We start from the raw sequence: 13,657 nt of genomic DNA on the forward strand, positions 1-13,657 counted from the left end.
GTTGCACGCTGACGGGAATGGCCACTCAAGGTGGCCTTCGCCGCCCACACTGGCCTTGAGGTCAACACCGTGGGCTCGCCGCCCACACTGGCCCAAAGGGTTTTAAACGAAACCCTTTGGAATCCTGCGTTTTTTTAACTGCACGCTTCGCTCGCTGGCTATGTTTCATCAGCCGTTGTGACAGCCGCAAAATGCCGCCGCTGCGCGGTGCCCTTCGTTCGGGCTTCAACCCGCGCAAAAAGACGCGCGGTTTTGCGCCTCTCCTCCGGCGAAATTTTGGAACCGGCCTCCGGGTAATACTTCACAACCTTACTTTCTTTATCTTTTAAAAAGCTGCGGGCGGTTCAGAAAGCTTGCTGAGTGAGAGGTTGCAGACCTTAGGCTGCAATCCCGAAATGAAGGCACCGCGAAACGGCAAGATTTCCAGCCTGTCGCAATGGTGGCTGAAACATAGCCAGCGAGCGGAGCATGCAGTGAAAGAGCCCGGGGGGTCTTGGGGGGTGGCGGCGATAGGCCGCCCCCCAAGTCGGTGTGGGCCGACGCCCACGACCTTGAAGTTGAAGTTGAAGTTGAAGTTGAAGTTGAAAGGAAAGTTTCCGCCATTTCCAAATGGCATTACCCCCGTTCCCCCATGTCCTCCACCCGCGAAATCGCCGCATACAATGCCTCTGCCGTCACCCTCCCCGGCATATTCGCCATATCCGGCGCATGTAATGATGCCTGCACAATACTTTCCAGCTCATCCTCATTGAGATCTGCTATCTCACTCAACCGCAACGGCACGGCGCAGGCTTTTGCCAGTGTGATCGCTTCGAGGAGTTCTTCATCGCTGCGGTTTTCCAGCGCCAGCAGGCACAGATTGCCGAAACCGACCAGCAGGCCGTGGCCGAACGCGCGGGTTTTGTCGCAGACGGTAAAACCTTCGTAAATGGCATGAGACGCGGCGGCGTGCGCCCCGCTGCTCATCAGCGAAGTCAGACCGGCAAACATAAAGATGGCGTCGAGAACCTGATCCAGTTCAGCATTCGGTTTACCGGCGCGGACGGCGTCACAGGCCGCAGAACCATAAGACTCAATCAGGTCATAGCAAATCCGGCTGTTAGCGCTGGAAGAGCGCGCAACGCCGCTAAGCTGACCGTGATGCCCGCTGATGGCGCGAAACTCATACCATTTCGCCAGCGTATCGCCGAGCCCGGCGGCCAGCCAGCGTAACGGTGCGGCGGCAAGGATCTCGCTGTCGATAATAACAGCCGCCGGTGCCTGTGGCAGCGGGAACAAATCGCGGAAATGGCCGTCGTCGTGATAGCGGATAGTCAGCGGCGTCACTGCCGCACAGGTCGCGGCGATAGTCGGTACTGTGACAACCGGCACGCTGGTTTCCACCCCGACGGCTTTGCAGGTATCCAGCGATTTTCCGCCACCGACGCCAATAATGATATCTGCCCTTTTCTCTTTCACGATTTTCGCCAGACGGCGGATATTGGCCTCACTGCTTTCGCCACCAAACCATTCGCTGCCCACCAGATCTACCGCAGAGGCTTCCAGCTGATGACGGATTTTATCCCCCGTCGCGCTCAGGCCGCGATGACCGCCAATCACCAGCGCACGCGTGCCCAGTAAAGCGCAAATATCACCAAGCTTTGAAATAACGCCGGGGCCGCGCAGAATTTGCGCCGGGAAAATAATGTTCTGTGCCTGCATAGCTGATTCTCCGGATGCGTTTATCTGAAAAAATGACTGAATGCTTAGCGCTGCGCACGCAACAGATGCGGCCCCAGCTGGCCGACAGACGTGCAGCCGAGCTGCGCTATCGTGCGGTCGACTTCCTGCAAGATGATCTCCAGGGCGCGTTGTGCGCCTGCTTCACCGGCGGCGGCAACGCCATAGAGCATTGGCCGCCCCAGCAGAACGGCGTTCGCCCCCAGCGCCAGTGCTTTCACCACATCCGTGCCACGACGAAAACCACTGTCGATCAGGATTGTAGCCTGCGGGCCGCACAGCTGACGGGTTTCCGCTAAGACCTCCATCGCACTGACAGAACCCTCCAGCTGACGCCCGCCGTGATTGGACAACACAATGCCGTCGGCACCGGTTGCAAAAGCCCGCTGCGCATCTTCCGGCGCCAGAATGCCTTTAATCAGCAGCGCCCCCTGCCACTGGCTGCGGATCCAGCTCAGCGTTTCCCAGTTCAGCCGGGTATCCATCTGCTGCGAGAAGTAACTCGCCCCGCCCGCTCCGCGCTGTTTATCTACCGGAACATAGGGTTTGAGATTGCCGAAACCGGGCATTCCCGCAGGTTTTAACGTGCGCCATACCCAGCCCGGATGCAGCGCCACGTCTATCATGCTGGCGAGCGATAATTTCATCGGACGGCGGTAATTGCGTTTATCTTTTTCGCGGTTGCCAAAATGCACCGCATCGACGGAAACCACCAGCGTGGTGCAGCCCGCGGCTTTCGCCCGATCCAGCAAACCGGTGGTGACCGTGCTGTCTTTCAGGACATACAGCTGGAACCAGTGTTGCGGCAGCTGTTCAGCGGCAATCTCTTCGATGGAAGCCGTCGATACCGTGCTCTGGATATATCCGATACCCGCACGTTTTGCCGTCCGCGCCAGCATGGCATCCGCACCAAAACGCAGCATGCCGTTGTAGCCGGTCGGTGCAATCAGCAAAGGTGCCGCCAGACGCTGCCCGCACAGCGTGACCGAGAGATCACGCTGACTGGAATCATTGAGCACCGGCGGAATAAACCGCCAGCGGTTGAATACCTCGCGGTTATCTTCCAGCGTCTGTTCGTCATCAGCGCCACCTTCCACGTAGCTGAAAGCAAAACGGGGCAATGCGCATTTCGCCTGATGGCGTAAATCATCAATATTGAGCGCAATACGCTTCACGCCGCGTCCTCCGCCAGGATGCGTTTCAGGCTGTCGATAAACTGCCGGTTATCCTGCTCATTGCCGATGGACACGCGGATCCACTGTTCATAACCCGGCTCACGCCAGGGTTTGATGATCACGCCATACGTCAGCAACTGTTCAGCCAGCCCGGAGGCAGGCTGCCCGCAGTCGAAGAACAGGAAATTGGCATAAGATGGCGCGACGTGAAAACCGAGAGCGGAAAGCTCTGCCCTGACCTTTTCACGCTCGGATGTCACCTGCGCAATGCTGTCACGAACGTGCTGTTTATCCTGCAATGCCGCGACCGCTGCCACCTGCGCCGAACGGTTGATATTGAAAGGCGTACGTACGCGGTCAAGCAGACTGACCAGTTCCGCATGACAGGCCAGACCGTATCCGACCCGCAGCCCTGCCAGACCATAAGCTTTCGAGAACGTGCGTAACACAATCCACGGGCGTGACTGCTCCGCCAGCACCCGCAGGCTGTCAGGGTAATCCGCGTCGGTTTCACAATACTCAAAATAGGCTTCATCAATTACCAGCACACAGTCCTGCGGCGCGGCCTCGATAATGCGGGCGAACCCTTCGCGGTTAAGCATGCAGCCCACCGGATTGGAAGGATTGCTGAAAATCACCATTTTGGCCGGTGTGGAAAGCGCCGCTTCCCAGGCTTGTGTATCAAATTGCTGATAGGCATTGACGCCTACCATCGTGACGTCCGCGCCCATCATCCGGGGGAAAATTTCGTGCAGGCCAAAGGATGGGATCAGCGTCACCACGCGATCGCCGGGGCTGAGAAACGCCAGCGCCAGCATATGCAGAATGTCTTCGGAGCCGTTGCCGATAATGATATTGCTTGCCGCGACGCCGGAATCGAGCGCCAGCGCATCACACAGCGCCGCACTTGAGGCATCAGAGTAGATCGCACTGAAACGGGCATCAGCTTCTAATGCCGCCACCACCTGCGGGCTGGCACCCAGCGGATTCTCGTTACTGGCCAGTTTGGCGATACGGGCAGCGCCATATTTTTGCTGCACGGCCTCCGCCGACAGCCCGGCATTGTAAGCGCCCAGCGAGCGCGTGGCCGGTCTTGCCAGATTTTTCAAAAGCTGTTGCTGGTTATCAATCGTCGTATCAGGCACTGCTAAATCTGAAGCCATTACTCACCTCACGCAGTTAATAAGCTTTTGAGTATGCCGTAAATCAGCGGAGTTTTTCGCCACTTTTTGCAGCATTTTTCGAATGATTTAGAAACAAAACGGGCAACGGCCTGCGCCACTGCCCGTAAGGTTTTTACCGCTTAATCCCATGATGAATTAATCACTTAACATCACGACTTTCAGAGCATCGGTAAATTCAGATGATTGCGTTGCGCGCACTCCTGCGCCTGCTCATAACCGGCATCCGCATGACGCATCACGCCGGTTGCCGGGTCATTCCACAGCACGCGTTCAAGACGGGCAGCCGCTTCTTTAGTCCCGTCGGCCACAATGACCATACCCGCATGTTGCGAGAAGCCCATGCCTACGCCGCCGCCGTGATGCAGGCTGACCCAGGTGGCGCCACCGGCGGTGTTAAGCAAAGCATTCAGCAGCGGCCAGTCGGAAACTGCATCGGAGCCGTCTTTCATGGCTTCGGTTTCACGGTTTGGCGAGGCCACGGAACCGGTATCCAGATGGTCACGGCCAATCACCACCGGTGCTTTCAGCTCGCCTGTGCGTACCATTTCATTGAACGCCAGACCGGCAATGTGCCGCTCGCCCAGTCCCAGCCAGCAGATACGCGCCGGTAAGCCCTGGAAAGCGATGCGCTCGCGCGCCATGTCCAGCCAGTTGATGAGATTGGCGTTATCCGGGAACAGCTCTTTCAGTTTGGCGTCGGTTTTATAGATATCTTCAGGATCACCGGAAAGCGCCACCCAGCGGAACGGGCCTTTACCTTCGCAAAAAAGCGGACGAATGTAGGCAGGAACAAAGCCCGGAAAATCGAAGGCATTGGTCACGCCTTCGTCTTTAGCGACCTGACGAATGTTGTTACCGTAATCCACGGTCGGAATACCCATGGCGTGGAAATCCAGCATCGCCTGCACATGTTTGGCCATCGACGCACGCGCCGCTTTCACCACCGATTGCGGATCTGATTTTCGCGCCTCCTGCCATTTTTCCAGGCTCCAGCCTTCCGGCAGATAGCCGTTAAGCGGATCATGGGCTGAGGTCTGGTCGGTGACGATATCCGGGCGCAAACCCCCTTCTTTGGCGCGCGCCACCAGCTGCGGCATGATTTCAGCGGCATTGCCCAGCAGCCCGACAGAAATCGCTTTCTTCTCGGCGCAGGCTGTTTCGATCATCGTCAGCGCTTCATCAATGCTGTGCGCTTTGTAATCGAGATAACGGGTGCGCAAACGGAAATCGATGCGCGATTCCTGACATTCAATTGCCAGAACGCAGGCACCGGCCAGCACGCCTGCCAGCGGCTGCGCCCCGCCCATTCCGCCCAGCCCGGCAGTGAGGATCCATTTGCCACGCAGGTTGCTGTCGTAATGCTGGCGACCGGCTTCGGCGAAGGTTTCGTAAGTGCCCTGTACGATGCCCTGGGCACCGATGTAAATCCAGGAACCGGCGGTCATCTGGCCGTACATCATCAGTCCGGCTTTATCGAGTTCGTGGAAGTGATCCCAGTTAGCCCAGTGAGGTACCAGGTTAGAGTTAGCGATCAGCACGCGCGGTGCGTCAGTATGGGTACGAAAAATGCCCACCGGTTTGCCGGACTGCACCAGCAGCGTTTCGTCTTCGCGCAGTTTACGCAGGCTTTCAAGAATACCTTCGAAGGCTGGCCAGTTACGCGCCGCCTTGCCAATCCCGCCGTAGACCACCAGATCTTCCGGGCGCTCAGCGACATCCGGATCGAGATTGTTCTGGATCATGCGGTAAGCCGCTTCAATCAGCCAGTTCTGGCAACTCAGTTCCGTGCCCTGCGGAGCGCGGACAACACGGGCTACAGCCGTTTTTTGTGGAGCGTTCATTGTCGTTTCCTCTTTAATTCAGATTCGGGATCAGATTCAGGCAAAGCTTGGCAGCAGCGCTTCTATCGCGGCCGGCCAGTGTTCACGGGAAGCCCACAGACGCATCATTTCCACGTCCGGCGCCATCAGGCGGTCCTTCTCCAGGAACGCCACGTTTTCGCGGATGGCGCTCATCTCATTCTCCAGCGTGGAGGAGCTTTGCAGCGGACGGTGGAAGTCGATGCCCTGAGCCGCGGCCATCGCTTCGATGCCCACCACGACGCTGGTGTTAAAACACATGTCGCCCAGACGGCGCGCGGCGTAGGTCGCCATCGAAACGTGATCTTCCTGATTAGCAGAGGTCGGCAGGCTGTCGACGCTGCCCGGATGTGCCAGGGATTTGTTTTCAGAGGCCAGCGCGGCAGCCGTGACCTGCGCAATCATAAAGCCGGAGTTCACCCCGCCGTCGTTGACCAGGAAAGGTGGCAGACCGGAAAGGCCGGTATCGAGCAGCAGCGCCATGCGGCGTTCTGAAATCGCACCGATTTCGGCAACAGCCAGCGCGATGATGTCAGCGGCAAACGCCACCGGCTCAGCGTGGAAGTTACCGCCGGAAATCACATCGCCGTTTTCAGAGAAGACCAGCGGGTTATCGGAAGCCGCATTAGCTTCGATACGCAGAATGCGCGCGGCATGGTGCAGGTTATCAAGGCAGGCCCCCATCACCTGCGGAACGCAGCGGATGGAATAAGGATCCTGAACACGCCCGCAATCGGCATGAGACGTGACAATGTCACTACCATTGAGAATGTCGGTTAGCGCCGCCGCCACGGCGATTTGCCCGGCCTGTCCGCGGGCTTCATGAATGCGAGCATCCAGGGGTTTCACCGAACCCTTGATAGCTTCCAGCGACAGCGCGCCTGCCACCAGCCCGGCGGAGAAGACACGCTCGGCTTCGAACAGACCGGACAACGCCAGCGAAGTTGAGACCTGTGTGCCGTTGAGCAGCGCCAGCCCTTCTTTCGGCCCCAGTTCGAAAGGCTTCAAACCGGCGGTGGCCAGTCCCTCGATGGCTGACATTTTCTCACCCTTCGCCGTCACCTGGCCTTCACCAATCAGCATCAGGGAAAGATGCGCCAGCGGGGCTAAATCACCGGAAGCGCCGACAGAACCTTTTTCAGGGATACACGGATAAACACCGGCGTTAAACAGCGTAATCAGCGCATCAATGACTTCAATGCGGATACCGGAATGGCCGCGTGACAGGCTCAGCACTTTGGTCGCCATCACCAGACGTACCACGTTATCCGCCAGATCCTTGCCGATACCCACGCTGTGCGACAGCACCAGATTACGTTGCAGTTCCGCCAGACGTTCTGCCGGAATACGGGTCTGCGCCAGCTTGCCGAAACCGGTGTTAATGCCATATACCACTTTGCCGGACTCAACGATGCGGGTGACCGTTTCCTGCGATGCCAGCACACCAGCACGCGCCTCCTCAGCCAGTTCAAGGCGGACATTGCCCTGATAAATCTTGCGCAGCATCGGCAGGTCTACATGACCCGGTTGCAGGCGGCAAAGGGTAAATTCAGTGGATGAAGAAGCCATAATCTATTCCTGTATAGACAAGTGAAACTGGAAGTAAACCCGTCTAAGGACTCTGCCCGCCGGGTGCTTATGCATTGCTTAACACTTAACCGTTAAAATCTGCCCGCAGGGATGAAATCAGTGATCCATCGTCTGCAAAGTTTCGGTACGAATTTCTTCTGTCACCCGGGCTTTCAGCGCCATAAATTCCGGCGACGTTTTCAGGGTGTAATCACGCGGATGCGGGAAATCAACGGCAACCTCCGTTTTGATCCGCCCCGGACGCGCACTGAAAATGGCCACTTTATTGGCCATGAAGATCGCCTCGTCAATATCGTGCGTCACGAACAGCACGGTCTTGCGGGAGGATTCCCAAATCGACAGCAACAATTCCTGCATCATCACGCGGGTCTGGTTATCCAGCGCACCAAAAGGTTCATCCATCAGCAGGATTTTCGGGTCATTAGCCAGCGCACGTGCGATGGCGGTACGCTGCTGCATTCCGCCTGAAAGCTGGCGCGGAAAGTGCTGCTCAAAACCGCGCAGGCCGACTTTATTAATAAAATAGTCGCTGCGCTCTTTTTGCGCCGCTTTGCTGACGCCGCGTTCCTGCAAACCAAAACGAATGTTCTGTTCGACGGTCAGCCACGGAAACAGCGTATAGCTCTGAAAAACCATGCCGCGATCGGCACCCGGCCCGTCGACCCGTTCACCATCGAGCCACACTTCCCCGCGCGTCGGCTGATCCAGCCCTGCGACAATGCGCAAAAGCGTGGATTTTCCGCAGCCGGAAGGCCCGAGAATGGTTATAAAGTCGTTTTCGTTAACCTGATAATCCACCGGCAATAGCGCCTGTGTTTTCTCACCTTTCGGGCCGGTAAAAATACGTTCAACCTGCCGGATACTCAGTTTCGGATGGCTCATCACAGTGAACTCCAGACAAAAAGGCGACGGTTGGCCGCTTTAAACAACAGATCAGAAAGCAAACCGATGCAACCAATCACGATAATCCCGAAGATCATCTGCCCGGTATTGAGCAGCGCCTGGCTGTTAACAATCATGTGCCCGATACCGCTCGATGAACCGATAAGCTCCGCCACAATCACGTACGTCCACGCCCACCCGAGCACCAGACGCAGCAGTTCGGCGATTTCCGGCGCTGCACCGGGAATAATCACCCTGCGTACCACGCTCTGGTTGGTGGCGCCCAGAGTGTAAGCCGCCTCCACCAGGTCACGCCGCGCAGCGCCGACAGTGACCGCCACCATCAGCGTTATCTGGAAGAACGAACCGATAAAAATCACCAGTATTTTTTGCATCTCCCCGATACCGGCCCACAGGATCAGCAGCGGTACAAACGCCGATGCGGGCAGATAGCGACAGAACGATACAAACGGCTCAAAGAAGGCTTCGATCAGTTTGTAGGAGCCCATCAGAATGCCCAGCGGCACAGCAATGGCGCAGGCCAGAATAAAGCCGCCCAGCACACGCATCACGGTCATGCCGATGTCGGTAGTAAAATCGAAATCGGTAAACAGTAAAATGCCTTCCTGCAACATGCTGGCCGGACTGGCCAGGAATGTCGGCGACACCAGACCGGTAAACGTCACCAGCGCCCATACGGCAAAGAACAGGACAAAGAAACAGAACCCGAGGAACCCGCGACGCCCTGAGGCCACCGGCCGTAATGGCACCATCATCGGGTTATGCCAGACTTTTTTGCTCGCCGGCAAGGGTGCCGGCTCGCGCAAGACTGAACGGGTGTTTACGTGTTGTTCTGTGACCTGACTGACAGGACTGTTCATATCGCGGTCCTTCATGGCTATTTCACGTATTTCGCGTCATACAAGCTGTTGATATCCGGCGTTTTACGCAGAATTTTCATTTCAGTCAGCAAACGGGCGGCTTCGTTGGTAAACGTAACGATTTCGCCGCTGAAGAATTTCTTGTTAGCGTCCTTGTCCTGCCAGCGCAGATAACTGGATTCTTCGGCAAACTGTTTGCCGGTTTCTTTCACCGCTGCCCCCATGATTTCGTTAGCTTTGTCCGGCTCCTTCTTGATCATATCCAACGCTTCAAAGTAGCTGTTGACCAGCGCTTGCGCGGCTTTGGGATTTTTATCCAGCCAGTCTGGCGTACACCCCAGCGTGTCCATCACCATCGGGTATTCCAGCGTCGTCGCCAGAATTTTGCCTTTATCCGGGCTCTGACGGATGTTGGAAAGATAAGGTTCGTAAGTCACGGCGGCATCGTTCTGTCCGGCGATGAAAGCATGTGCCGCCGCATCCGGCCCTAATGTCGCCAGTTTGACGTCTTTCATCGTCATGCCGTTTTTATCCAGTATCCACGCCAGCAGGAAATAAGAAGAGGTACCCGGCGCATCGACGCTTATGGTCTTGCCTTTCAGGTCGGTGATTTTGTTGATCCCGCTGCGCACGGCGATACCGTCCGCACCGTAAGATTTATCGAGCTGGACGATTTGTTTGATGGGCACGCCACTGGCGTTCCAGGTCAGATAGGTTTCCACCGTCGTCGCCGCACACTGCAATGAACCGGATGCAATCGCCAGATGACGGGACTGCTGCGGAACCATTTTCAGCGTGACTTCAAGACCGTTCTTTTTAAAAATGCCGGCTTTATCTGCCAGTGTCAGCGGCGCAAAACCGGTCCACCCTGAGATACCGATAGCCACCGGCGTATCAGCCGCCTGTGCCGCGCTGACAGCCACACTGCCCAGCGCTACCGCCAGCCCTAACAAAGACAACGAACGTTTCAGTACAGCCCTGGAAATCATCTTGCTCATCTGCCACTCCTGCCAAAGTACCTGTCTCGGGGAATGCCTGTGGCAGTCAGCTGCCGCAGGCAAATTACGCTACTGATGACGTTTCTGTATAGTCTTGTCTATACAAGTCATTCAACGATAGTAAAGCAAGCTTTATGCCAGTTCCGGCAGTGGCGGTTTTCCCATACTGTTCGCCTGTCACGCTCCGTTTTTTGCCTTCTGGTGAATCAATTCAGTGCGCCCTGTGCTCTGTTTTAGCGCAATGTTTGTGTCGTGTTATTCCGTGATAGCCGCCCACAGCAGCAGGCCGTCAGAGTGTTTGCCCGCCACGCTAAAATCGGGGTCATATGGCGCACAGTCAGACCACACTATTCCCTCGCCCGCGCCGATCACCGTCCCATCCGGCAACTGCCATTCACCGCGTATCACATAAATGACGCCCCCCTTTTCAGGGCTGATTCGCAGGGTTTCTCCGGTCGTCATCACACGGGCAGCACACACCGTGCGACGGGTCATCACGTTAAAATCTGTTGTCACGCCACCCAGCAGACGGGCGCTGAGCGCGATATCGCCGCTGAAGCTAAAAGGCACACCGCAGGTATCAAGCGTGTGATCAATGTCTGGCAATGCCTGCAAATGCACACCCTCGCCGCTGAGCAAAGTGATAGAACGGTCAATGCTCCCAAAGGCTGAAAACGGGCCGTCCTGTGCGATAGTGGCGATACTGATACGCCAGTCAAAATCACTTTTGCCCGGCGGATAACTGATGATTTCACGGGTTTCGCCGCCACCGTTGCGCCACGGGCTGACCGGCAGACCGGCGAAGGTGAAATGCCTGCGGTCTGTCATACCGCGTCCTCCGCCAGCTGATGCAACAGCTTCAGGAAATCAGCCGCCGCAGCCTGCTGATCTGCATGCTGACCGTACTCAATACGTGCAACACCACCGACATACACATCGCGGATTTGTCCGGCATGACCGGCAAACAACCAGCGGTTAAGCAGTTCACTGTCTTTTGCAGCGGCGAGATAAGGGCTGTCACCGTCGAGCACCAGCCAGTCGGCGCGATACCCTGCCGAAAGCTGTCCGATGGCCGCGCCGCAGGCCTGCGCCCCCCCCTGCAATGCCTGCGTATACAACACATCGCCCACCGAGTTTTGTGCAGAAGTGGTCAGGCGGTTGCGTCGCTGGTCACGTAAACGCTGGCCGTATTCAAACCAGCGCAGCTCTTCCACAACATTGAGCGAAACGTGGCTGTCAGAACCAATGCCCCAGCGACCCGCGTGTGTCAGATAATCCACACCTGGGAAAATCCCGTCGCCAAGATTCGCTTCGGTGGTCGGACAAAGCCCTGCAACGGCACCGCTGTTTGCCATGCTTGCCAGTTCAAAACGGTCGGCGTGCGTGGCGTGGATCAGACACCAGCGCGCATCAATATCCAGATTGTCATAAAGCCAGGTGATCGGGCGCTGACCGCTCCAGCCAAGACAGTCATTCACTTCTTTTTGCTGTTCAGCGATATGAATATGAACCGGCAGTTTTGTGTCACCGGCTGCCAGCACCTGCTGCATTTGTTCAAGCGTTACGGCACGCAGGGAGTGGAAACACAGCCCCTGATTTTGCAGCGGATTACCGGTGAGCTGTTTACGAATAATCTCCTGCTGTTGCAGGTAGCTGTCAGCATCCTGAATAAACCGTTTTTGCTCTGCCTGCGCGGGCTGAGCGCCAAATCCGGCGTAACTGTAGAGCACCGGCAGCATCGTCAGGCCAATGCCCGTCTGCGCGGCGGCATTGCTCAGGTGCGCAGTCATTTCACCGCGATCGGCGTAAGGCTGCCCGCTGATAGCGTTGTGCAGGTAATGAAATTCAGCCACCTGCGTATAACCGCCTTTGAGCATTTCGATGTACAACAGACGGGCGATCACGCCCACCTGCTCAGGGGTCAGACGCTGTACCATGCGATACATCAGGTCACGCCATGTCCAGAAACTGTCCTGCGGGTTGCCTGCCACTTCGGCAAGCCCGGCCATCACCCGCTGAAACGCATGGGAATGCAGATTTGGCATTCCCGGTACCACCGGCCCGTTAAGACGCGAACAGCCATGCGGGTCACTGTCTGGCGTCACAGCAGAGAGAATTCCGGTAACATCCACGTCCAGGCGCACATTGTGTGCCCAGCCGTGGGCGAGTAAGGCGCGTGTAGCAAAATAAGCAGGCATAACAGCGTTCCTGGTCAGCAAGAAAAAACATAAACGCAATTTTTGAGAAACAATTGCGAAACTTTTAAGCGACTTGTCTATACATATACATATGCCTGATTGCGCTGTAAACTTGCAACAATCCTTTTTTTATAAAATTAGTTTTCCGTCACGCCCTTTCCGTTTAATTTCCTCTGGGGGAAACTAACGGGCAGACTGAAACACTTCCACAAAATGCCCGGATACTGATTAAGTGAGGCAAAAGTTGAGTGAGAGAAAAGACATGTCGGAGCCCACCCCCCTTTCGCAGTCTGGTGCCGCGCAACAGGGCGTGTCCCAGCAGACATTGTCCGAACTGGCGGGCGCGATGAGCGATACGCCTGCACCGATTTATCAGCGGGTGAAACAGGCGATCATCAGTCAGATCCGTGCCGGTGTCTGGAAACCACACCAGCGTGTGCCTTCTGAAAGCGAACTGGTGAACGAGCTTGGCGTCAGCCGTATGACCATCAACCGCGCCTTGAGGGAGCTGACCAGCGAAGGCTTTTTGATCCGCATGCAGGGGGTCGGCACTTTTGTTGCCGAAGCCAAGGCCTACACCCCGATGCTGGAAGTGCATAACATTGCCGATGAAATTGCGCAGCGTGGGCATCGCCACGACAGCAAAATTCTGGTGTGCGAAGCTCGTCTGGCAAGTGCCGATCAGGCGCTTCAGCTGGGAATTGCTACCGGCGCCCTGCTGTTTTATTCGCAGATTGTGCATTACGAAAACAGCGTGCCGGTGCAAATCGAAGACCGGTTTGTGAATCCCGAAACCGCGCCTGATTATCTGCAACAGGTGCTGAACAAGCAGACGCCTTATACCTACCTGATGGAAATTGCCCCGCTGACGGCGGGTGAACATCGCGTAGAAGCAGTCAGCGCCAGCGATGAGCAGCGCGAATTGTTGCAACTGAACGAGCATGAGCCTTGCCTCCTGATCCACCGCCGTACCTGGAGCGGCAGCCGCGTGGTCACTTCTGCGCGCCTGATTTATCCGGGTTCCCGCTATCAGTTATTCGGACGTTTCACCAGCCACGGCTGATCCCGGCACACCTTAATAGCGGCTTTGAACAGCCGCTATCTCTTCGTTCAAATTTTGGAAGACGTCTCGTAATAAGAAAAAACTATCGCTGGCTGCCTTGCCGGTTTG

11 protein-coding genes are annotated in these 13,657 nt (G+C 56.5%); 1 reads left to right on the plus strand and 10 read right to left on the minus strand.

The window, feature by feature from the left end:
- Positions 1 to 615: 615 nt before the first annotated feature.
- The 10 genes from D6C13_RS11770 to D6C13_RS11815 all read right to left on the minus strand — a co-directional run bounded on the left by D6C13_RS11770 (position 616) and on the right by D6C13_RS11815 (position 12,486).
- A complete protein-coding gene (locus D6C13_RS11770) occupies positions 616 to 1,701 on the minus strand; it encodes an iron-containing alcohol dehydrogenase family protein (protein ID WP_120132933.1) in 1,086 nt (361 codons plus the stop codon).
- A gap of 44 nt (positions 1,702 to 1,745) precedes the next feature.
- Positions 1,746 to 2,894, minus strand: a complete 1,149-nt coding sequence (locus tag D6C13_RS11775; RefSeq protein WP_120132934.1) for an alpha-hydroxy acid oxidase — start codon at positions 2,892 to 2,894, stop codon at positions 1,746 to 1,748.
- Entirely contained in the window at positions 2,891 to 4,057 is a 1,167-nt protein-coding gene (gene hisC / locus D6C13_RS11780) for a histidinol-phosphate transaminase (RefSeq protein WP_120132935.1), read from the minus strand. The genes D6C13_RS11775 and hisC overlap by 4 nt, the downstream gene beginning before the upstream one ends.
- Positions 4,058 to 4,236: 179 nt before the next feature.
- Positions 4,237 to 5,919: a urocanate hydratase gene (gene hutU / locus D6C13_RS11785; protein WP_120132936.1), complete on the minus strand. Its 1,683-nt coding sequence runs from the start codon at positions 5,917 to 5,919 to the stop codon at positions 4,237 to 4,239.
- Positions 5,920 to 5,955: 36 nt separating this feature from the next.
- Positions 5,956 to 7,506 carry a histidine ammonia-lyase gene (gene hutH / locus D6C13_RS11790; RefSeq protein WP_120132937.1) on the minus strand — a complete coding sequence of 517 codons (1,551 nt, stop codon included), beginning with the start codon at positions 7,504 to 7,506 and terminating at the stop codon, positions 5,956 to 5,958.
- A 117-nt stretch (positions 7,507 to 7,623) separates the two neighbouring features.
- The gene (locus D6C13_RS11795; RefSeq protein ID WP_120132938.1) at positions 7,624 to 8,409 is read right to left on the minus strand and encodes an ABC transporter ATP-binding protein; all 786 of its coding nucleotides are present in this window, start codon (positions 8,407 to 8,409) and stop codon (positions 7,624 to 7,626) included.
- Positions 8,409 to 9,290 carry an ABC transporter permease gene (locus D6C13_RS11800; protein WP_120133039.1) on the minus strand — a complete coding sequence of 294 codons (882 nt, stop codon included), beginning with the start codon at positions 9,288 to 9,290 and terminating at the stop codon, positions 8,409 to 8,411. The genes D6C13_RS11795 and D6C13_RS11800 overlap by 1 nt, the downstream gene beginning before the upstream one ends.
- 17 nt (positions 9,291 to 9,307) lie before the next feature.
- Complete coding sequence (locus D6C13_RS11805; protein ID WP_120132939.1) at positions 9,308 to 10,288, minus strand: ABC transporter substrate-binding protein; 981 nt, start codon at positions 10,286 to 10,288, stop codon at positions 9,308 to 9,310.
- 255 nt (positions 10,289 to 10,543) lie between these two features.
- Positions 10,544 to 11,116: a HutD/Ves family protein gene (locus D6C13_RS11810; RefSeq protein ID WP_120132940.1), complete on the minus strand. Its 573-nt coding sequence runs from the start codon at positions 11,114 to 11,116 to the stop codon at positions 10,544 to 10,546.
- Complete coding sequence (locus D6C13_RS11815; protein WP_120132941.1) at positions 11,113 to 12,486, minus strand: formimidoylglutamate deiminase; 1,374 nt, start codon at positions 12,484 to 12,486, stop codon at positions 11,113 to 11,115. The genes D6C13_RS11810 and D6C13_RS11815 overlap by 4 nt, the downstream gene beginning before the upstream one ends.
- Positions 12,487 to 12,748: 262 nt before the next feature.
- On the opposite strand from D6C13_RS11815, the gene hutC reads away from it, so the two are divergent.
- Complete coding sequence (hutC, locus tag D6C13_RS11820) at positions 12,749 to 13,549, plus strand: histidine utilization repressor (protein ID WP_120132942.1); 801 nt, start codon at positions 12,749 to 12,751, stop codon at positions 13,547 to 13,549.
- Positions 13,550 to 13,657: the final 108 nt, after the last annotated feature.

This window comes from Rahnella woolbedingensis, assembly GCF_003602095.1.
Taxonomy (GTDB): domain Bacteria; phylum Pseudomonadota; class Gammaproteobacteria; order Enterobacterales; family Enterobacteriaceae; genus Rahnella; species Rahnella woolbedingensis.